Origin of the sequence: Streptomyces rectiviolaceus, from assembly GCF_039533825.1 — a bacterium.
GTDB lineage: Bacteria > Actinomycetota > Actinomycetes > Streptomycetales > Streptomycetaceae > Streptomyces > Streptomyces rectiviolaceus.
In genome coordinates this window covers 31524-51571 of sequence record NZ_BAAAUG010000032.1, presented here as the reverse complement: position 1 = coordinate 51571, position 20048 = coordinate 31524, and the positions used below count along the sequence as shown (strand labels likewise).

The window sequence follows — 20048 nt, the reverse complement described above, 5'->3', positions numbered from 1 at the left end:
GCACCCGCACAGGTATTTGTACGGAAAGGCACACCATGACCGACCTCCGTCTCGGCGTCCTCGGCTACGGCTTGCGCGGTTCGCTCGCCCGCATCGCACACCGGCCCGGCGCGGGCTCCCGCGTCACCGCGCTCGCCGACCACGACGTCACCGCGCGGACGGAGGCGGCCGTGGCCTTCCCGGGCGCCCTGATATCCACCGATCACCGCAAGGTCGTCGAGGACCCGGACGTGGACGCCGTCGTGATCCTCACCCCCGACCACACGCACGCGCAGCTCGCCTGCGAGGCGCTGCGCGAGAACAAGCCCGTCTTCGTGGAGAAGCCCCTGGAAATCGGCATCGAGGCCTGCGACGAGATCCTGCGGACCGCGTACGAGACGGGAACGCGCCTCTACGTAGGCCACAACATGCGCCATATGCCCGTGGTCAGGCTGATGCGCGACATCATCGGGCGTGGTGACATCGGCGAGGTCAAGACGGTCTGGGTACGCCACTTCGTCGCCTACGGAGGCGACTGGTATTTCAAGGACTGGCACGCCGAACGGCAGCACACCACCGGCCTGTTGCTCCAGAAGGCCGCCCACGACATCGACGTCCTGCACTGGCTGGCCGGCGGATACACCCGCCAGGTGCAGGCCCTGGGCGACCTCATGGTCTACGGAGACAACCCGAACCGCCGCGAGCCGGGCGAGCCGAAGACGGACGACTGGTACACCAAGGACGGCCACTGGCCGCCGCACACCCAGCGCGACCTAAACCCCGTCATCGACGTCGAGGACGTCTCCCTGGTCAACATGCGCCTCGACAACGGGGTGTTGGCCTCCTACCAGCAGTGCCACTTCACCCCCGACTACTGGCGCAACTACACGGTCATCGGCGACGCGGGCCGCCTGGAGAACTTCGGCGACGGCCCCGGGGGAGTGGTGAAGGTCTGGAACCGGCGGCGCTCCTCCTACCGCCCCGAAGCCGACGCCGAGTACCCGGTGCCGGACGCTCAGGACGAGGGCGGCCACGGCGGATCCGACCCGCTGCTCATCGAGGAGTTCGTACGTTTCGTGCGCGAGGGAGGGCGCACCGACACGTCGCCGGTCGCGGCCCGGATGGCGGTGGCGGCGGGCGTGCGCGCGACGCAGTCGCTGCGGGAGGGGGGCGCGCCGCGGGAGGTTCCGGTGCTCGACCCGGAGCTGATCGCGTACTTCGAGCGGGGGCAGACCCGCTAGACGGCAGGGCCTGAAGGAAAGCTGCGGCGGCGCTTAAGAAATCCTCGATGGACCGGAGCGCCGCCGTAGGGAAGATTCCTGTGTCGTCGGGGGAAGAAGCGACGTACGACAGGAGCCGTTGCGTTGAAGGCGCTGGTCAAGGAGAAGGCGGAGCCAGGGCTCCGGCTGATGGACGTACCGGAGCCGGTGATCGGCCACGGAGACGTCCTGATCAAGGTGCTCCGCACCGGGATCTGCGGCACCGATCTGCACATCAGGGCCTGGGACGGCTGGGCGCAGCAGGCGATCGAGGCGCCGCTGGTCGTCGGTCACGAGTTCGTCGGCGAGGTCGTCGAGACCGGACGTGACGTCGCCGACATCAAGATCGGCGACCGGGTCAGCGGCGAGGGCCACCTGGTCTGCGGCAAGTGCCGCAACTGCCAGGCGGGCCGCCGCCACCTGTGCCGCGCCACGGTCGGTCTCGGCGTCGGCCGGGACGGGGCGTTCGCGGAGTTCGTCGCGCTGCCCGCCGCCAACGTGTGGGTGCACCGCGTCCCCGTGGACCTCGACGTGGCCGCGATCTTCGACCCGTTCGGCAACGCGGTGCACACCGCGCTGTCGTTCCCGCTGGTCGGCGAGGACGTCCTGATCACAGGAGCGGGGCCGATCGGCCTGATGGCCGCGGCCGTGGCCCGGCACGCGGGCGCCCGCAACGTCGTCATCACCGACGTCAGCGAGGAGCGCCTGGAGCTCGCCCGCAAGGTCGGCGCGAGCCTGGCGCTGAACGTCGCCGAGACCTCGATCGCCGACGGCCAGCGCCAACTGGGCCTGCGCGAGGGCTTCGACGTCGGCCTGGAGATGTCCGGCAACCCCGTCGCGATGCGCGACATGCTCGCCAACATGACGCACGGCGGCAAGATCGCCATGCTCGGTCTGCCGGCCGAGGACTTCGCCGTCGACTGGTCCCGGATCGTCACCTCCATGATCACCATCAAGGGCATCTACGGCCGCGAGATGTTCGAGACCTGGTACTCCATGTCCGTGCTGCTCGAAGGCGGCCTCGACCTCGCCCCCGTGATCACGGGCCGCTACGGCCACCGTGACTTCGAGGCGGCCTTCGACGACGCGGCGAGCGGCCGCGGCGGCAAGGTCATCCTCGACTGGACCTCCTGAACCCCGACCGCCTCGACCGCCCCGACGGCCCCGATCGCCCGGACCGTCTCAGCTGCTGAAGGAATCAAGCATGTTCGACTCCGTACGCGACGACCTGCGCACCACCCTCGACGAGATCCGCGCCGCGGGCCTGCACAAGCCCGAGCGCGTCATCGGCACCCCGCAGTCCGCCACGGTCGCGGTCACCGCGGGAGGCCGCCCCGGCGAGGTACTGAACTTCTGCGCGAACAACTACCTCGGCCTCGCCGACCACCCCGAGGTGATCGCCGCCGCGCACGAGGCCCTGGACCGCTGGGGCTACGGCATGGCGTCCGTGCGCTTCATCTGCGGTACGCAGGAGGTGCACAAGGAGCTTGAGGGGCGCCTGTCCGGGTTCCTCGGCCAGGAGGACACGATCCTCTACTCGTCCTGCTTCGACGCCAACGGCGGAGTCTTCGAGACGCTGCTCGGCGCCGAGGACGCCGTCATCTCCGACGCCCTCAACCACGCGTCGATCATCGACGGCATCCGGCTGAGCAAGGCCCGCCGCTTCCGCTACGCCAACCGCGACATGGCGGACCTGGAGCAGCAGCTGAAGGAGGCCTCCGAGGGCGGCGCGCGCCGGAAGCTGATCGTCACCGACGGCGTCTTCTCCATGGACGGGTACGTCGCCCCGCTGCGGCAGATCTGCGACCTCGCCGACCGCTACGACGCGATGGTGATGGTCGACGACTCGCACGCCGTCGGCTTCGTCGGCCCCGGCGGACGCGGCACCCCCGAGCTGCACGGCGTCATGGACCGCGTCGACATCATCACGGGCACCCTCGGCAAGGCGCTCGGCGGCGCCTCCGGCGGCTACGTCGCCGCCCGCGCCGAGATCGTCGCGCTGCTTCGCCAGCGCTCGCGCCCGTACCTCTTCTCGAACACGCTCGCCCCGGTGATCGCGGCGGCCTCCCTGAAGGTCATCGACCTCCTGGAGTCGGCGGGCGACCTGCGCGAGCGGCTCGCGGCGAACACGGCGCTGTTCCGCTCGCGGATGACGGAGGAGGGCTTCGACATCCTGCCGGGCGACCACGCCATCGCCCCGGTGATGATCGGGGACGCCTCGGTCGCCGGACGGATGGCCGAGCTGCTCCTGGAGCGCGGCGTGTACGTGATCGGCTTCTCGTACCCGGTGGTGCCGCAGGGCGCGGCCCGCATCCGTGTCCAGCTGTCGGCCGCGCACTCCACGGCGGACGTGAACCGCGCGGTGGACGCCTTCGTGGCGGCGCGGGCGGAGCTGGACGCCTGAGGGAGGGTGCCTGAGGGAGCGTGCCTGAGGAAGGGTGCCTGAGACCTTTGGCCGGACCGCTGGTGTCGGTGGGGCCTGTGGTTTGGGAGAATCGACCTCATGATCGAAGCGCGGCGGCTGCACATCCTCCGTGCGGTGGCCGACCACCGCACGGTCACGGCCGCTGCCGCCGCGCTCTATCTCACGCCGTCCGCGGTCTCCCAGCAGCTGACCGCCCTGGAGCAGGAGACGGGCCACCGCCTGGTCGAGCGGGGCGCCCGCGGGGTCCGGCTGACCCCGGCGGGCGAGATCCTGCTCTCCCACACGAACGCGGTCCTCGCCCAGCTGGAGCGGGCCGAGGCCGAGCTCGCCGCGTACAGCTCGGGCGCGGCCGGGACGGTGACCGTGGCGTCCTTCGCCACGGGGATCGCCCTGGTCGTCGGTCCCGCCCTGGCCCGTCTCTCGTCCGCGGCGCCCGGGATCCGGGTGCGGGTCCAGGACGCGGAGGGCGACGCGAGCCTGCCGATGGTGCTCGACCGGCAGGTGGACGTCGCCGTGGCGGTGGAGTACCGGGGCGCTCCGGGCGCGGACGATCCGCGGCTCACGCGGGTCCCGCTGTACGCGGAGCCGTTCGACGCGGTGCTCCCAAAGACGCATCGCCTCGCGGCGGCGGAGCGCGTACCGCTCGCGGAGCTGGCCAAGGACGCGTGGATCGGCCCCTTCGCCGGGAACCCCTGCCATGACGTGGTGATACTCGCCTGCGAGGCGGCGGGTTTCCAGCCCCTGCTCGAACACTGGTCGGACGATTTCCGTGCGGTGGTCGCCCTTGCCTCGGCGGGGGCGGGCGTGGCCCTGGTGCCTCGGTCGGCGCTGCGGGGGATGGACGTGTCGGGGGTGGTGATCCGCCCGGTGGAGGGGGTCGCTCCCACCCGCCGGGTGTTCGCGGCGGTGCGCTGCGGGGCGGAGGAGCACCCGCTGATCCGTCCGGTCCTTGACGCGCTGGGAGAAGCGGCGGGATAGCGGAGAGCCCTCGGCCCGGAGGCCGCGGCCCGGAGCCCGGACCCGTCGGCGGTGCGTCCGACGGGGCCGGGGCGGGTGCTGGCGGAGGCGCCTCCGGCATGCGGCTACATCCAGAGGCCGTCCAGGAACGGGTAGGCCTCGGTGAGCCTGGCCGGGCCCTGGATGAGCTTGTCCTCGGAGACGACGACGAACTCCTCGCCCTTGGTGAGGAAGTAGTGCGCCGTGGAGTCGGTGACGGCCGTGGTCGCGGCGTCCGGTCCGAACCCGAAGGCATCGGGTGCGGCCGTCAGCGTGAACCGCTGATGGTGCGATCCACGCGCCAGGTCGACCCCTGCGGGATCCACGGTGCAGTTGTCCCCGCGGCCGAAGACCAGCAGCCTCCCGCCGTCGGCACCGAAGCCGGTGACATCGCACAGCTCGCCGACCTGTTGCACAAGAGCCGGGTGCAGGAGGTGCTCCGCGTCATGGACGGGGCCGTGGCCCTTGTCGGAGAACTCCAGGGCCTGGCCTCCCGTGAAGCCCAGAAAGGTGTGACCGCTGCCCCTGGCAGCCGGGCCGACGGCATCGAAGCCGTCGCTGAAGGGCTTCGGCAGGTGCGGGAACTGGTCGGAGAGCTTCCGCGGTCCCGCCTCGATGCCGCGCCGCTTGGAGAAGCGGATGAACTCGTCCCCGCGGAAGCCGTCGAAGCGTACGTAGGGCGTGTCGCTGTCAGGGATCGCCTTGGCCGCCGACTCGAAGATGCCGCCGCCCGCGTCGAGCGCCTGCTTGGCCGCGCCGCTCAGGGAGCCGAGGACCGAGCCGAGGATGCCGCCGCCGGCGGAGACCACGGTGGCCGTCAGCGCGTCGAACGCCTTGACCTCGCCGCGACTCGGCACCCGCTCGAGGTGCCACTCCTGTGCGGGGCGGGCGCCCATGGTGGGATGGCCCGCCTGCTCAAGGGCCGCGTCCGGCGCGCTGCTGTCGCCGTGGACGGACAGCAGGTGGCCGCTGTTCACATTGACCAGCGTGTACCGCCCGTCGCCGGTCGCCTCCGGCCGCCACAACTGGGACGCCAGCAGGTCCTGCCGGGTCTCCGCCGGGCACTGCAGCACCGGCGAGTCCGTGCGGTCGCGGCCGGTCATGATGTCCATGCGCATGGTGCTGTGCACGCTCTGCAGCGTCCATGCGCCCGCCTCGGCGGCGTCGGGCCGCAGATGCCACAACTGGCTGTGCCGGGCGGTTCCTCGCGGGTGCGGCTCCTGCTGCACGACCGGGGTGCTCTGCTCGGTCCTGGCCCCCCGCACTCCCGCGTACAGTCCGCTCGCCTCGTTCTTGAGCAGGTAGATCCCCTCGGACAACGCAGACATGGTCAACCTCCGTGGCAGACGGACAGTGATCCCCCGCGTGTGCGCCTCACAGAGTAGGAGCTGAGCCAGATCGCCGATACGGGTAGATTTCGGCGGCTATTTACCCCTCAATCACCGGGACTTGTGACCACCACCGGCACGGGCGTCGACCCAGGTGGCATCAACTCTCCGTGGCGGCCCATCCGTTGGCGGGACGCTCGGCAGGGCGGAACACGCCTGGCGCGCGGGGGCCGGTTCTCACCCGTGACGCCGCGTCAACTGCCGTCCGGGCAACCCCATTTGCTGCCCTGTGCCAGGCCGCCGGAGACGGGTGCGGGACCGAGGTCGCCGTCCCCGTCGGCGTGGCGCAGGACCCAGTCGTCGAGGTCGCGTGCGGCTTCCAGCGGGTTGCCCGCCGTGTACGCACGCCACCAGCCGGCGCCGTCGAGGGCGCCGGTGGCGTCGGCGGCGGAGACCTCATCCGGGGAGCGCGGTTCCTCCCGGAAGCAGGACTCGGCGGCGGCGAAACGTGCCCGTGCGGTCGTCGCCTCCACGCCCAGGACATCACCGATGACCTGCCAGCTCGCGCCGCCCGTCCGCTCGCACACGGCGGCGGCCTCGAAGAACCGCTGCGCGGCCCTGAGCACGTGGGCCGCGTCGGCCAGCACCGATCCGGGGGAGCTGCCGGTGCCGTCGGGGTGTAACTCGTGCTCGCCGATCGGTACGGCGGCCCGCGCGAGACCGGCCAGCTCGCACGCCTCGTGGGCCATCGCGAGACGTGCTCGCGCCGCGTCCGTGTACGGCGATTGCGTGTACGGCGATTGTGTATATGACGCTTGCGTACCTGGCGATACGTCGGCACCCAAGTCCTCGTCGGCCATGTCGACCGGCCTCAACCGCGCACGAAGTAGAGGGCGGTCATCGTCACGGCGGTGGTCAGGATGATGCTCCGCAGCAGCCGGTCGGAGAGGCGGCGTGCGAAGTGGGCGCCGGTGAAGCCGCCCGCCAGCGCGCCGACGAACATGGGGGCCAGGACGAGCGGGGCGCTCAGCGCGTCCGAGGCGACGAGGAGCAGTGCGGTCGCGCTCAGATTGATGGCCGCGATCTGGGTGACCCGCATCGGATTGCTGACCGCGGTGTCGAGGCCGAGGCCGATGCCCCACAGGGCGAACATCATGATGCCTACGGCGCCGCCGAAGTATCCCCCGTACAGAGCGAGGAAGAACTGGCCTATCAGGACGGCCCGGGAGCTGATGCCGATCTCCCGGCCGAGCGCGCCGCTCACCGCACGGGAGACGCGGCGGCCGAAGGCGAGAACCAGTGTGGCGAAGGCGAGCAACCACGGCACAGCGGTGTCGAACGACGCCGCGGGCAGCGTGAGGAGCAGGGCGGCGCCGAATCCGCCCCCGACCACGCTGATGGCCGTCAGAGCCTTGGTGGACGTCCCCCCGACCGGGGTGAGTTCGCGTCGGTAGACCCATCCGCTTGCCACGGCGCCCGGTACGAGCGCGATGGTGGACGAGGCGTTCGCCGTCACGGGGGAGAGGCCGACCGCGACCAGAGCGGGCAGCGCCACGAACGTGCCTCCGCCGCCGACGGAGTTCAACGCTCCGGCGGCGATGCCTGCAAGCAGGACGAGCAGAATTTCGGGCACCCGCCGAGCATCGCTCCGTGGCCGGTGGGTCCACAATGCGTTATCGGCGTACCCAGCCTAAGGCTGTGCCATAGGCTCATGAGGGTGCGCTACGACCTGGACGATCTGCGGCTCTTCCTCGACATCGTGACGGAGGGGTCGATCACGGCAGGCGCCCGCCGCATGCACCTGAGCCTGCCGTCGGCCAGCGCCAGGGTCCGCTCCCTCGAACAACAGGCCGGAGTGGCACTGCTGATCCGCGGCCGGAGAGGAGTGCGCCCTACCCCGGCGGGGACGACACTGGCCCGGCACGCGCGCGAGGTCCTCGCCCAGACCGTGCGGCTCGAGAGCGCGGTCGCGAGCTATACGAGATCCCCGACAGCGCCCCTGACCCTGCTGGGCGGCGGCTCCGCGGTGCACCGACTCGTGCCGCAGGCCCTGGTGTCGTTCCTCCGGGCGCACCCGGACATCGACGTCCGCGTCTCCGAGAAGCGCACCCCGCAGATCGTGCGGATGCTGGCCGACGGTGAGGCGGACCTGGGCATCGTCCTCGACGACGAGGCCCGCGACTGCGGTCTGGCCATGGAGCCCCTCGGCGACGACTCCCTCGTGGTGGTCGGCCAGGCCGGCGGGATCCTCGCGGGCCGTACGTCACTGACCTACAGCGAGGCCGCCGAACACCCCCTCGTCGGGCTCGACGCCGACGCCTCGCTGCGCCGCTGGATCGAGAGGCACATCGGTCCCCACGCGCCGGTCGTCCGCTACCGCACCACGGTCGCCGACCTCAATGTCCTGGTCGCCCTGGCCGCCGCGGGAGTCGGCCTCGCGATCGTCCCGCGCCGCGTGATTGACCCCACCCAGCCCCTGGACGTATGCGATCTCCAGGACCCCTGGTCCCGCCGCCACCACCTACTGGCCTGGGGCGCCAAGACCGGCCCCCCACCCCCGGCGACGAAGGCACTGGCCGACCACCTACGCAGGGCGTCGACGTCGGAACATCGGGTGGACGGGCGGGGGTGAGGCTGGGGGCCCGTGGGGTGGCTGGGGTGGGTGAGGCGGCGAGTGCCGCTCCCCTGGACGCGACCGCCCACCACCGGCACCGCCCAGGCCGCAGGCCGACCGCCTGCGCAGGGCGTGGGCCTCTGAACTCACGTTGCCGGGTGGGCTGGTGGCCGGGTGGCCTGGCGGGAGTGGGGTCGCGGGTGCCGGGTTCCGCGGGGCGCCGCCTGCTTCCGGGTCCTGAGGCCGCTGTCCCTCCTGCGCGAGGCGTCGGGCCTCCGAGCCCATGTTGCGGGGCCGGGTGGCAGGGGCGGACCCCGTGGGTGTGGTTGCCCGTTGTCGGGGGCTGCAGGCTGCTGTCCCGTCGGCGCGAGGCGTGGACGTCCGAACTCATGTTGCCGGGCTGCCGGGTGGACTGGCGGGAGCGGGTCGCGGGTGCCGGGTCCTGTGGGTGTGGTTGCCCGCTGCCGGGGGCCTGCAGGCTGCTGACTCACCTGACGAGGCGTCGGCCTCCGAGCCCCTGGTGCCGGGCCACCGGGTGGCCCTGGCGGACCCCATGGATGTGGGCCCTCCGCGCCAGGGGCCCTCAGGCCGTAGGCCGCCCCGTACTGGCCCGCAGCACCACCTCGCCCCGTACTCGCTCCACCCGCGACCTCGCGCCCCGCTCGCGAAGGGCGAGGGCGAGCACGTCCCGTCCCATCCGCGTCAGCGGCAGCGCCACGGTGGTCAGCGGCGGAGTGAGTTCCCCGACCAGGGGGATGTCGTCGAAGCCCGCGAGCGACACGTCGTCCGGCACCCGGAGCCCTCGTTCCCGCAGTGCACCCAGCGCTCCCACGGCCATCACGTCCGTCACCGCGAAGACGCACGTCGGCCGCTGTCCCCGCCGCAGCAGCTCGACCGCCGCCGCATGACCCCCGTCACGGGTGAAGGCGCCCTCCACGATCCGCTCCGGGGGAAGGCCGACCCCCGCGTCGGCAAGCGCCGCGCGGAACCCGGCCAGGCGGTCCGCGACCGTGGTGAGCCGTTCGGGGCCGGTGAGGACGGCGAACTCCCGGTGGCCCAGGGACAGCAGCGCCCGCGCCAGGGCCCCCGCCCCCGCCCGGTTCTCGGGCTGCACCGTGTCCACGCGCAGGCTGCGGTGCCGACTGACCACGGCGACACGGCCCCCGTCACGCATGTAGGGAGCGAGCTCCGACTCCAACGACCGTTCCCACGCGGGGTCCTGGAAGCCCGAGCCGATGAGCAGGATCGCGCGGGCCCGCTGCGCACGCAGCATCGAGACGTACGCGATCTCCCGCGCCGGGGCACGGAAGGTGCTGGCCAGCATGACGAGGAGGTCCTGCTCGGCCGCCGCGGCCATCACCCCGCTCGCGATGGCCGCGAAGTAGGGGTCGCCGACGTCGTGGCAGATGACGCCGACGGTGTTGTTCGACGAGCTGGCGAGCGCCTGCGCATGGGCGTTGGGGATGTACCCGAGCCGGTCCGCCGCTTCGAGCACCCGACGCCGCAGGTCCTCGCGGACGCGCGTGGTGCCGTTCAGGGCCCGTGACGCGGTGGCCGGAGAGACCCCAGCGGTACGGGCCACCGCGTGCAGGGTGACATGAGGCCCATGCTCCCGCCCACGCCCGACCGCGGTCTGCTGCACGCCTGCACGTCCCGGCCCGGGTCGCTCTTCGCGGGTTGACCCGCCTCCGGGTTCTTCGTCGTGCCGACGTCCGCGCCCACGCCCGACCGCGGTCTGCTGCACGCCTGCTCGTTCTGGTCCGGGTTGCTCTTCGGGGGTTGGTCCGGCTCCGGGTTTTTCGTCGTGTCGGCGTCCGTGCCCGTGCCTGGGTGCGGGTTGCTGTTCGCCTGCTCGTCCTGGTCCGGGTTGCTCTTCGGGGGTTGGTCCGGCTCCGGGTTTTTCGTCGTGTCGGCGTCCGCGTCCGTGCCTGGGTGCGGGTTGCTGTTCGCCTGCTCGTCCTGGTCCGGGTCGCTCTTCGCGGGTTGGCCCGGCACCTCCGGGTTCCTCCTCGCGTCCGTGCCCGCGTCCGGGCCCGACCACGGGCTGCTGCTCGCCCGCTCGCCCCGCTCCGGGCTGCTTCCCGCGGCCCCGCCCGGTCCCGCGTTCCTGCTCACGGGCCTGCCCTGCTCCGGGCTGCTCCCCGCGGGCCTGCCCTGCTCCGGGCTGCTCCCTCCGGGCCTGCCCTGCTCCGGGCTGGTCCCTCCGGGCCTGCCCTGCTCCGGGCTGGTCCCTCCGGGCCTGCCCTGCTCCGGGTTGTTCCCTCCGGGCCTGCCCTGCTCCGGGCTCTTCCCCGCGGGCCACCCCTGCTCCGGGCTCTTCCCCGCGGGCCACCCCTGCTCCGGGCCGCTCCCCGCGGGCCACCACCCCCGCTCCGGGCTGCTCCCTCCGAGCCCGCCCCGCACTGGCCTGCTCCCCCCGGGCCACCCCCGCTCCCGGTTCCTGCTCGCGCCCAAGCGCCCGCACCGCGCCCCCTTCGTCTCGCGCCGCGAAACTTCGAGCCGACCTATTGACCCTGCGGTCAGCCAGTCATTAGCGTGGCGGACACCTTACCAGAAAGCGCTTTCTGAAAGCGGTTTCCGCACCACCGAAACGCTCCGCAACTGCCTCCCGAACTACGCGAACCACGCGAAGTACGCTGAATGCCAGGGGAGTTCACCGTGAGCCAGAGCGCACTGCAGGCAACTCCCGCCAAAACGGCAGGTGTTGCCGACCGTAGCCGCCCGACCCTGCGACAACGTACCGCCGAGGCGGCCGAGAAGAGCTGGCGTCCGCTCGTCCTGCTGCTCGTCTGCTTCGGGGCCTGGTGGCTGATCGCCGCCACCGAGATGGTCGAGGCGTATCTCGTGCCGTCGCCCGGCGCGACCCTCGACGTGATCCTCGACAAGCCCGACTACCTGTGGCAGCACACCTGGGTCACCACCTACGAGACCCTGCTCGGTTTCCTCATCGCCGTGGGCGTCGGGATTCTCTCCGCGGTCGTCATGGTCTACTCGACGACCGTCGAGAAGACGCTCTATCCGATCCTCCTCTTCGCCCAGGTCGTGCCGAAGATCGCGATCGCCCCGCTGTTCGTCGTCTGGCTCGGCTTCGGCATCGCCCCGAAGATCCTCATCGCCGTCCTGATCGCCTTCTTCCCCGTCGTCATCTCGATGGTGACCGGGCTGAAGGCCGTCGACCCGGAGATGCTCCAGCTCTCCGCCACCATGGGCGCGCGGCCCTGGCAGACCTTCCTCAAGATCCGCTTCCCGGCGTCGCTGCCGCACCTGTTCTCCGGCCTGAAGGTGGCCGTCACGCTCGCCGTCACCGGCGCCGTCGTGGGCGAGTTCGTCGGTGCGAACGAAGGCCTCGGATATGTGATCCTCCAGGCCAACGGAAACCTCGACACCCCGATGCTCTTCGCGGGGCTGCTCGTCATGTCGCTGATCGGCGTCGTCCTCTTCGTGCTCGTCGAGATCGCCGAGAAGCTGCTTCTGCCGTGGCACGCGAGCCGCAGGGACGTGGCCGCCACCACGTCGTACTGACCCACGCCCCGCCATGCCCGCTTCCCCAGCTATGTCCGCTTCCCCCGCCATGCCGCTTCCCCAGCCATGTCCGTCGTACGCGAGAAGGGCCGTCCCATGCACGCGCGCAGACTGTTCACCGGCCTCGTCCCCCTGGCCCTCGTCGCGGTGACCGCGACGGCCTGCGGCGGCGACGACGACAAGACGAGCACCAGCGACTCCGGCAAGAAGCTCGACAAGGTGACGCTGACGCTCAACTGGTACCCGTACGGCGAACACGCGCCGTTCTACTACGGCAAGAACGAGAAGATCTTCGAGAAGCACGGCATCGACCTGGACATCAGGGCGGGCCAGGGCTCGCAGAAGACCGTGCAGGCCACCGGCGCCGGGCAGACCGACTTCGGCTGGGCCGACACACCGGCGGTGCTCGCGGGCGTCGACCAGGGCGTCAAGGTGAAGAGCCTCGGGGTCTTCCTGCAGACGACGCCCGCCTCCGTGCAGTTCTTCGAGGCGCAGGGCATCAAGTCGCCCGCCGACCTCAAGGGCAAGACGATCGCGGGCACGGCGGGCGACGCGCTCACCAAGACGTTCCCGATCTTCCTGGCCAAGAACGACATGGAGCTCTCCGACGTCAAGGTCCAGAACACCGACCCGGCGGGCAAGATCGCCGCGGTGATCTCCGGCAAGACGGACGCGCTGCTCGGGTACGCGAGCGACCAGGGCCCCACCATGCAGAACAAGGCCAAGAAGGACGTCTCGTACCTGCGCTTCTCCGAGAACGGCCTCAACTTCTACTCCAACGGCCTCATCGCAGGGCCCAAGTCCCTTCAGGGCAGGGGCGATCTGGCCAAGCGCATGACCGCGGCCGTGAGTGAGTCGTGGGCGGCCGCCGAGAAGAGCCCGGAGCCCGCCGTCGCCTCGATGGAGGGCGCGTCCGAGCAACTGCCGCCCAAGGAAGTGCTGTCCGAGCAGTTCAAGACGACGCTGACACTGCTGCACACCGAAGCCACGGAGGGGAAGGCGCCGGGCGCCAACACCGAGGCCGACTGGCAGCAGACGATCGATGTCTTCGCGGAGGCGGGCATGGTCAAGAAGGCCAAGCCCGTCGCGGAGTACTGGGATTCGGCCAAGGGGATCAAGGGCTGAAGGGCGGCAGGGGAATGGCGAAGGATGCGACTCTCAAGAAAGACGCGACTCTCGAGATGAGTGACGAGCCACGCGGGTCGGCGGGGGAGGCGGGGCCGTCCGCGGTACGCCTCGATGACGTCGCCGTCCGCTTCCGCACGAAGAAGAAGGACGTCACCGCGTTGCGGGACGTCTCGCTGAACGTCGGCGCGGGCGAGTTCGTGGCGATCGTCGGGCCATCGGGCTGCGGCAAGTCCACCCTCCTGAAGCTGGTCGCCGGGTTGCTCGCGCCCTCGTCGGGCGACGTGCTCCTGGGCGGCGAGCGGGTGCGCGGGCCGCGGCGCGACATCGGCTACGTCTTCCAGCGTGCCGCCCTCCTGGACTGGCGCACCGCACGCCGCAACATCCTGCTCCAGGCGGAGATGCGGGGGATCCCCGGCGCGGAGGCACGCGCGCGTGCCGACGATCTCATCCGCATGACCGGACTCGACGGCTTCGAGGACGCCTATCCGCACGAGCTGTCCGGCGGCATGCAGCAGCGCGTCGCGCTCTGCCGCGCACTGCTGCACGAGCCGCCGGTGCTGCTCATGGACGAGCCCTTCGGAGCGCTCGACGCGCTCACGCGCGAGCAGATGAACGTCGAGCTGCACCGGATCTGGCGCGAGACCGGAACCACGGTGCTCCTGGTGACCCACTCGATCCCGGAGGCCGTCTATCTGGCGGACCGCGTCGTCGTCATGAGCCCGCGCCCCGGCACGGTGGAGGAGATCATCGACGTCGGCCTGCCCGCGGAGCGTTCGTACGCGACGACGCTGGCGACAGCCGAGTTCCGCGAGGCCACCGGGCGTATCCGCGAGCTGTTGGGGGCGGTGTCCGCGCACGAGTGAGGCGTGAGCCACAGCGGCCGACGATTGCCGCGCGTTTCATATTCGGGATAGCGTGCCAAATATGGAACATGATGGAGTCGACGACCGGCTCGCCGCCCGCCTCGCCGAGCTGCGTGCGGAACGCGGCTGGTCGCTGGGCGACTTGGCGGACCGCAGCGGCGTGAGCCGCTCCACCCTGTCACGGGCCGAACGCGCGGAGATCAGCCCCACCGCGTCCCTCCTGAACCGGCTCTGCGCCGTCTACGAACGCACCATGTCCCAGCTCCTGAGCGAGGTGGAGGCCGAGCCCGCGCAGCTGGTGCGGGTGGCCGAGCAGAGCGTGTGGACCGACAGCGCGTCCGGCTTCGCACGGCGGTCGGTGTCGCCGCCGCACGCCGGGCTGCGCGGTGAACTGGTCGATGGCCGCCTGGAACCGGGCGCGGACGTCGCGTACGACCGGCCTCCCGTGCCCGGCATCGAACAGCACATCTGGGTGCTCGACGGGGCGCTGGAGGTCACCGTGCAGGGCGAGCCGCACGCCTTGGAGGCCGGGGACTGCCTGCGGTTCCGGCTCTGGGGGCCGACGCGGTTCCGGTGCGTGGGGGAGCGGGCCGTGCGGTACGCCCTGGTGGTGGTCGCACGATGAGCGCCGGGCGGGTGACACAGACGCCGACGCGCCTCTCCTGCGATCAACTCCTCGCGGCAGCCGACGACTTGGCCGCGCTGCTCGCCGACGTCGTGGACGGCGGCTCGTCCCTCGGCTTCCTCGCGCCCCTTGACCGGGCTGCAGCCGCCGACTGGTGGCGGGGCCTGGCCCCCGCGGTGGTGGACGGGCGGCTCGCCGTCTGGGCCGCGCGCGACGCCGAACGGGTCACCGGGACCGTCAGCGTCGGCTTCGTGGACAAACCCAACGGCCGGCACCGCGCCGAGATCCTCAAGCTGATGGTCCACAGCTCCGCGCGCGGCCGGGGCCTCGCCCGCACCCTCCTGGCCGCCGCGGAACAGGCGGCGGCCGAGGCGGGCGTGACTTTGCTGATCCTGGATACGGAGACCGGCAGCCCCGCCGAATCCCTCTACAGGTCCGACGGTTGGACGGCGGCCGGGGTCATTCCGGACTACGCGGCCGATCCGGCCGGGGCGCTCCATCCGACGACCCTCTTCTTCAAGAAGGTGGTCGGTTCGCGCGCACCCCAGCCGGACCCGGCACTTCAGTAACGCAGCGCCGCCAGATACGCGTAACTGTTCCGCGCCGTGGCGAACGGATCGGTGGGGCTGTCGTGCTCCACCAGCCACTGCTTGACGCCGCCCTCGCGCGCGTGGTCGAACATCGCGGCGAAGTCCAGCGTCCCCGAACCGACGTCGGCGAAGCCGCCGTCCGGTGCCATGTCCTTCACATGAAGCGCGGGGAAGCGCCGCCGGTGCCGTACGAAGTACGTCGCCGGGTCCGCGCCGCCCTTCGCCGCCCAGTAGACGTCCAGTTCGAAGCCGACCAGATGCGGGTCGGTCTCGGTGACGAGGATGTCGTACAGGCTCGTGCCGTCCACCACCACATGGTCCGTGCCGTGGTTGTGGAAGAGGACCGGGCCCAGGCCCGCGTCGCGCGACGCCTGCCCGATGCGGTTGAACTGCCGTGCCGCTTCCCGGAACCCGTCCGGCGTGTGCAACGCGCCGGGCAGACTCGGCACCACCGGCCACTTCGCGCCGAGGGTGTGCAGATCCTCCAGGGCCTGGGGTAGGCCGCTGCCCTTGAGGGTGTCGTACGCGACGTGCTCGAGGACCGCCTTCAGGTCCACCGCGTCGAGCATCCGCCGGATGTCGGCCGCGCTGTTCCCGTGCCGGCCGCTCACGCCCACGGTCGCGTAACCGATGTCGGCGAGCTGCTCCAGCGTGCCCGCGAAGTCCTGCGCGAGGGCATTGCGCATCGTGTAGAGGTGCATGCCGATGCCGCCGCGCGGGATGCGCCGGCACCCTGACGCGTCACCCGCGCGCGCGGGCAGTGCGGTACCGAGCGCTGCCGCGAGCCCCATCGACGTACCGAGAAAGGCACGTCTGGTCCCGTTCAGACCGGTTCCGGCTCTCTTCATGGCTGTCATGACTGACCCCTCACTTCGCCGTGATCCGGACAGCGCCGGTCGTCGTGTCGCCCTTGTCGTCGGTGACGGACAGATGCGCCGTGTACGTCCCCGCGCGCGCGTACGTGTGCTCGGCGCTGCCGGTCTCCGTGCCGGAGGGCTTGGCGTTGTCGCCGAAGTCCCAGTGGTACGAGGCCGCGGTGCGGCCTTCGGGGAGCTTCACCGTGCTCGTGAGCTTCACGGCGAGAGGCGCGGTGCCGTCGGCCGGGGCCGCCTTGACCGTCACCTTCGCACCGGCCTTCTTCTCGACGCCGGGGCCGTTGAAGTGCAGCCAGTCGACCGTCAGGAGATCGGCCTTGTCGGACGACCACTCCGGGTTGGTGAAGACGGCGTACAGCTTCGTCGTGCCGTCGTGGTCGGCCAGTTCGGTGGTCGGTGAGATGAAGTTGCCCCAGCCGCCCGTGTTCGGCACGCTCACCTTGCCGAGCAGCTTGCCCGTGGGGGACCCGGCGCGGAACTCGATGTCGCCGCCGAGCCCGCCCGAAGCCGCGCCCACCGTCAGGGAGTCGACGCCCTTGAGGTTCACCGGGTCGAAGGAGACCCAGTCCCCGTCCTCGATCTCGATGAGCCGCTTGCCGCCGGACGCGTCCGCGCGGTCACCGATGACCGCACCCTCGTGCGCGCCGCCGGTGGCGGTGCGGTGCTCGGCCTCGCGGTAGGAGGTCCGCAGCGTCAGCGAGGAGGAACCCGTCAGGGCGGGCACACCGGACGCGCCCTTGTCCTCGTACTGGGCGGTGATCCCGTAGTACAGATTCTGACCGGGGCCATGACTGTCGCCCGCGTCCGTCACGATCTCGCCCGCGCAGCCGGTGTAGTTGTCCAGCGGGTGCAGATGGGTGTCGTGTCCGAGCTGGGACTGGACGACGACCCGCTTGCAGTCGATCGGCCCGTCCTCCTTGTCCGTCACCTTGATCTTGAACGGGATCGTGTCGCCGAAACTGAACGTCCCGCCGCTGGGCGGCTGTTGGATGGTCACTACGGGACGCGTGTTCCCGACGGTGACCTCGTGCACGGCAAGACCGCTCAGCTCGTCCGGACCCGTCACCTTCAGTCGCGCGCTGAACTGCCCCTTCTTGGTGTAGGTGTACGTCGGGTTCGCCTCGGTCGAGTCGGTCGTGCCGTCACCGTCGAAGTCCCAGGCGTACGTGACGGGCTTGCCGCCCGGAAGACCCGAACCCTCGCTGGAGAACGTGACCTTGAGCGGGGTGCTGCCGTTGTCCGGGCTGGCCTTGATGCGGGCGTCCGGCAGTCGTCCGTCCGCCACGTAGTCGATGCGGTAGATGCCCGCGCCTTCGTTGCTGCCGCCGCGGCCCGTGCCGCTGCCGAGCCCGAAGTCGATGACGTACATCGCGCCGTCAGGACCGAAGTCGGCGTCGAAGGGCTGGTTCCATTTCATGTCCGGGAAAATGGAGTTGATCGAGTTCAGATCGCCCGCCTTGGCGGGATCGAAGCGCGGATCGGTGAACGTCTGGTCCTTCTCCTGCATCGAGAAGACCTTGAACCACTGCCGTGTCAGCTCGTAGTTGAACCATTTTCCCTCGAAGTACTCGGGGAACTTCGTCTTGTACGTGTTGGCGGCGTCGTAGTCGTAGACCGGGCCGCTCATCGGGCCGCCGCCCCCCGTGCCGAGTTCGGGGAACTTCTCGGAGGCGGAGTAGGCGTACCAGACGTTCGCGGCCTTGGCCGGCGGCAGGTCGCGCAGGCCCGTGTTGTTCGGCGAATCGTTCACGATCTTCGAGCAGTCGAATTTCGCGCCCGACTTCTTCGTCGCGAAGTCGTAGTCGTTGAACGGGGTGTTGTCGCCGACGCAGTAGGGCCAGCCGTAATTGCCCGCCTTGGTGATGCGGTTGTACTCGACCGTCCCCTCGGGACCGCGGTCGGCGACGGCCGCCTTCGCGTCGGGCCCGTAGTCGGCCATCAGCAGGGCGCCGCTCAACGGATCCGTGGTGATGCGGAAGGGATTGCGCATACCCATGGCGTAGATCTCGGAGCGGGTCTTGTCGGTCCCCGGCGCGAAGAGATTCCCCTCGGGCACGGAATACGTCCCGTCGTCCTTCGGCGTGACGCGCAGGACCTTGCCACGCAGGTCGTTCGTATTGCCCGATGTGCCCTGCGCGTCCCAGGCGCGGCGGCCTTCGCGCTCGTCGATCGGGCTGAATCCGTCCGACGCGAACGGGTCCGTGTTGTCACCCGTGGCGATGTACAGGTCGCCCTTCTTGTCGAAGGCGATCGAGCCCGCCATGTGCGAGTTCGCCCGGCCTTCGCCACGGAAGGTGGGAATGGTCAGGATCCGCTTCTCCGACGCCGGATCGACCTTTCCGCCCGCTTCGGTGAAGCGGGAGAGATTGATGCGTTTCTCGGTCTTGTCGGAGTTCAGGAGATAGACCCAGTGGTTGTCCTGGAACTTCGGGTCGAGCGCGAGGCCGAGCAGCCCGTCCGACTGGCTCGTCATCTCGGGGCTGTAGTCGAAGTCGAGCGCCGTGGAGACCTTCAGCGTCTCCTGGTCGATGATCTTCAGCTTTCCCGTGCGCTGGACGAAGAACACCCGGCGGTCCGGGGCGACGGCCAGCTCGAAGGGGTCGGCCAGATCGTTGGTGGCGAGCGGCGTGCGCTGGAAGGCGCCGGTCTTGGTGGCGGTGCAGTCGCCGGGCTTGTTGCCCGCGGCCCACTCGATGCCACCGAGGATGTGCTTGAGGAAGCCCTCTTCCTGAAATGCCGACGCGGCGTGCCCGCCCGCCGTGTACCAGGAGCGGCCGCCGTCGTAGTTCTGGCACCAGGACCACGGCTGGTCGACGCCCTCGTCGAGGCCGGTGACGCCGTCGCGCACCTTGACCTGCGCGAGCGTGTGCACCTTGCCCGTCGGATTGGTGCGCCAGTTGTACCACTCCTCCGTGCGCTCCCAGAGCTCCGGAAGCCCCTTGGTGGAGGGGTGCGCGTGGTCGAGCACCTTGACCCGCCCGGTCTGCACCTCGGGGTGCTTGTCGAAGATCGCGCCGACCAGACCCTCGTACCAGGTCCAGTCACGTTCGCTGGCCGAGGCCGCGTGCAGCCCGACCCAGCCGCCGCCCGCGCGGACGTACTTCTGGAAGGCCGCGCGCTGCTCGGCGTCGAGCAGGTCGCCCTTCTCCGGCGTTGAGTTGGTGTTGTTGAAGACGATGGCCTGGAAGCGGGCGAGATTGGCGTCGGTGAAGGCGGCCGCGTCGTCCGTGGCCTCCACCTCGAAGCCGTTCTCGGCGCCGAGCTTCTTGATGGCCTCGACGCCCGCGGGGATCGAGTCATGGGGGAAGTTCGTGACCTTGGAGAAGACCAGGACACGGAAGGGGGCCGCTGCGGCCGCCGGCTCCGTCTGGGCTGTGGCGCGGGGCGGTGCGGTGAGACCGAGGCCGATGACGAGGGCCAGCAGGGCGATGAGCGCGAGCCAGGGGCTCGGCGTGGTGCGGCCGGGTCTCGGCCGGAGAGGGCCGCGTCTGGGCGCGGTGGGACTCGTGGAACTCATGGCGCTCCCTGGGCTGGGCGGGTGGACGGCTGCCGGTAGCCGGGTGTGCGGTGAGTGCGAGTTGCGCGGGGTGCTTGACCTGGGCCTCGGGGTGCGGGGGCCAGGAGGGCCTAGAAAGCGCTTTCTCCTGCGCGTTGTTCAGCGTAGGTTCCGCTCTGACGGGGGGTCAATGGGTCGGAAGGGCCCGGCGTCGTCTGGCGTGAGAAGGGAGTCACCGCGAGGCACTGGTATGAGGTCGCGTGTGCGGGGGAGGGTTTCAGAACCAGGCCCAGGATCTGGATCTGGACTAGGACCAGGAACCGAAGCCGTACAGGGGAGCTTTCCGCA

17 protein-coding genes are annotated in these 20048 nt (G+C 70.7%); 10 read left to right on the top strand and 7 right to left on the bottom strand.

Going from position 1 to position 20048, the window contains the following annotated elements:
• Positions 1 to 35 precede the first annotated feature (35 nt).
• From ABD378_RS11255 to ABD378_RS11240, 4 genes are all read left to right on the top strand, one after another.
• The gene (locus ABD378_RS11255) at positions 36 to 1220 is read left to right on the top strand and encodes a Gfo/Idh/MocA family protein (RefSeq protein WP_344520474.1); all 1185 of its coding nucleotides are present in this window, start codon (positions 36 to 38) and stop codon (positions 1218 to 1220) included.
• A gap of 123 nt (positions 1221 to 1343) precedes the next feature.
• Complete coding sequence (gene tdh, locus ABD378_RS11250; protein WP_344520473.1) at positions 1344 to 2372, top strand: L-threonine 3-dehydrogenase; 1029 nt, start codon at positions 1344 to 1346, stop codon at positions 2370 to 2372.
• Between the two features lie 70 nt (positions 2373 to 2442).
• Positions 2443 to 3642 (top strand): glycine C-acetyltransferase, encoded by a 1200-nt coding sequence (locus ABD378_RS11245; protein ID WP_344520472.1) that lies wholly within the window; start codon positions 2443 to 2445, stop codon positions 3640 to 3642.
• A gap of 99 nt (positions 3643 to 3741) precedes the next feature.
• Positions 3742 to 4641 (top strand): LysR family transcriptional regulator, encoded by a 900-nt coding sequence (locus ABD378_RS11240; RefSeq protein ID WP_344520471.1) that lies wholly within the window; start codon positions 3742 to 3744, stop codon positions 4639 to 4641.
• A 104-nt stretch (positions 4642 to 4745) separates the two neighbouring features.
• Here the strand turns inward: ABD378_RS11240 and ABD378_RS11235 are convergent, their stop codons facing one another.
• From ABD378_RS11235 to ABD378_RS11225, 3 genes are all read right to left on the bottom strand, one after another.
• On the bottom strand, positions 4746 to 5987 hold the full coding sequence (locus ABD378_RS11235; RefSeq protein WP_344520470.1) for an RICIN domain-containing protein: 1242 nt from the start codon (positions 5985 to 5987) through the stop codon (positions 4746 to 4748).
• 254 nt (positions 5988 to 6241) lie between these two features.
• Positions 6242 to 6736, bottom strand: coding sequence for a hypothetical protein (locus tag ABD378_RS11230; protein ID WP_344520468.1), 495 nt, complete (start codon positions 6734 to 6736; stop codon positions 6242 to 6244).
• A gap of 122 nt (positions 6737 to 6858) precedes the next feature.
• Entirely contained in the window at positions 6859 to 7620 is a 762-nt protein-coding gene (locus ABD378_RS11225) for a sulfite exporter TauE/SafE family protein (protein ID WP_344520467.1), read from the bottom strand.
• An 84-nt stretch (positions 7621 to 7704) separates the two neighbouring features.
• On the opposite strand from ABD378_RS11225, the gene ABD378_RS11220 reads away from it, so the two are divergent.
• A complete protein-coding gene (locus tag ABD378_RS11220) occupies positions 7705 to 8619 on the top strand; it encodes a LysR family transcriptional regulator (protein ID WP_344520466.1) in 915 nt (304 codons plus the stop codon).
• Between the two features lie 565 nt (positions 8620 to 9184).
• Here the strand turns inward: ABD378_RS11220 and ABD378_RS11215 are convergent.
• Positions 9185 to 10183: a LacI family DNA-binding transcriptional regulator gene (locus ABD378_RS11215; RefSeq protein WP_344520465.1), complete on the bottom strand. Its 999-nt coding sequence runs from the start codon at positions 10181 to 10183 to the stop codon at positions 9185 to 9187.
• Complete coding sequence (locus tag ABD378_RS11210; RefSeq protein WP_344520463.1) at positions 10135 to 10716, bottom strand: hypothetical protein; 582 nt, start codon at positions 10714 to 10716, stop codon at positions 10135 to 10137. Before ABD378_RS11210 ends, ABD378_RS11215 begins: the two co-directional genes overlap by 49 nt.
• Before the next feature lie 525 nt (positions 10717 to 11241).
• Here ABD378_RS11210 and ABD378_RS11205 point away from each other — a divergent pair.
• The 5 genes from ABD378_RS11205 to ABD378_RS11185 all read left to right on the top strand — a co-directional run bounded on the left by ABD378_RS11205 (position 11242) and on the right by ABD378_RS11185 (position 15308).
• Complete coding sequence (locus ABD378_RS11205; RefSeq protein ID WP_386543148.1) at positions 11242 to 12123, top strand: ABC transporter permease; 882 nt, start codon at positions 11242 to 11244, stop codon at positions 12121 to 12123.
• Between the two features lie 96 nt (positions 12124 to 12219).
• Complete coding sequence (locus ABD378_RS11200) at positions 12220 to 13248, top strand: ABC transporter substrate-binding protein (RefSeq protein ID WP_344520461.1); 1029 nt, start codon at positions 12220 to 12222, stop codon at positions 13246 to 13248.
• A gap of 56 nt (positions 13249 to 13304) precedes the next feature.
• Positions 13305 to 14114, top strand: a complete 810-nt coding sequence (locus tag ABD378_RS11195; RefSeq protein ID WP_344520460.1) for an ABC transporter ATP-binding protein — start codon at positions 13305 to 13307, stop codon at positions 14112 to 14114.
• Between the two features lie 61 nt (positions 14115 to 14175).
• Positions 14176 to 14739 (top strand): helix-turn-helix domain-containing protein, encoded by a 564-nt coding sequence (locus ABD378_RS11190; protein WP_344520459.1) that lies wholly within the window; start codon positions 14176 to 14178, stop codon positions 14737 to 14739.
• On the top strand, positions 14736 to 15308 hold the full coding sequence (locus ABD378_RS11185; protein ID WP_344520457.1) for a GNAT family N-acetyltransferase: 573 nt from the start codon (positions 14736 to 14738) through the stop codon (positions 15306 to 15308). The genes ABD378_RS11190 and ABD378_RS11185 overlap by 4 nt, the downstream gene beginning before the upstream one ends.
• Here the strand turns inward: ABD378_RS11185 and ABD378_RS11180 are convergent.
• Positions 15302 to 16120, bottom strand: a complete 819-nt coding sequence (locus ABD378_RS11180) for a sugar phosphate isomerase/epimerase family protein (protein WP_344520478.1) — start codon at positions 16118 to 16120, stop codon at positions 15302 to 15304. The genes ABD378_RS11185 and ABD378_RS11180 overlap by 7 nt on opposite strands.
• A 76-nt stretch (positions 16121 to 16196) precedes the next feature.
• Complete coding sequence (locus ABD378_RS11175) at positions 16197 to 19721, bottom strand: ThuA domain-containing protein (RefSeq protein WP_344520456.1); 3525 nt, start codon at positions 19719 to 19721, stop codon at positions 16197 to 16199.
• Positions 19722 to 20048 lie beyond the last annotated feature (327 nt).

Coding starts and splice junctions, on each gene's coding strand:
- ABD378_RS11255 (WP_344520474.1), top strand. CDS start 36: ATGACCGACCTCCGTCTCGGCGTCCTCGGCTACGGCTTGCGCGGTTCG.
- ABD378_RS11245 (WP_344520472.1), top strand. CDS start 2,443: ATGTTCGACTCCGTACGCGACGACCTGCGCACCACCCTCGACGAGATC.
- ABD378_RS11240 (WP_344520471.1), top strand. CDS start 3,742: ATGATCGAAGCGCGGCGGCTGCACATCCTCCGTGCGGTGGCCGACCAC.
- ABD378_RS11235 (WP_344520470.1), bottom strand. CDS start 5,987: ATGTCTGCGTTGTCCGAGGGGATCTACCTGCTCAAGAACGAGGCGAGC.
- ABD378_RS11230 (WP_344520468.1), bottom strand. CDS start 6,736: ATGGCCCACGAGGCGTGCGAGCTGGCCGGTCTCGCGCGGGCCGCCGTA.
- ABD378_RS11205 (WP_386543148.1), top strand. CDS start 11,242: ATGCCAGGGGAGTTCACCGTGAGCCAGAGCGCACTGCAGGCAACTCCC.
- ABD378_RS11200 (WP_344520461.1), top strand. CDS start 12,220: ATGCACGCGCGCAGACTGTTCACCGGCCTCGTCCCCCTGGCCCTCGTC.
- ABD378_RS11195 (WP_344520460.1), top strand. CDS start 13,305: ATGAGTGACGAGCCACGCGGGTCGGCGGGGGAGGCGGGGCCGTCCGCG.
- ABD378_RS11190 (WP_344520459.1), top strand. CDS start 14,176: ATGGAACATGATGGAGTCGACGACCGGCTCGCCGCCCGCCTCGCCGAG.
- ABD378_RS11185 (WP_344520457.1), top strand. CDS start 14,736: ATGAGCGCCGGGCGGGTGACACAGACGCCGACGCGCCTCTCCTGCGAT.
- ABD378_RS11180 (WP_344520478.1), bottom strand. CDS start 16,120: ATGGGGCTCGCGGCAGCGCTCGGTACCGCACTGCCCGCGCGCGCGGGT.
- ABD378_RS11175 (WP_344520456.1), bottom strand. CDS start 19,721: ATGAGTTCCACGAGTCCCACCGCGCCCAGACGCGGCCCTCTCCGGCCG.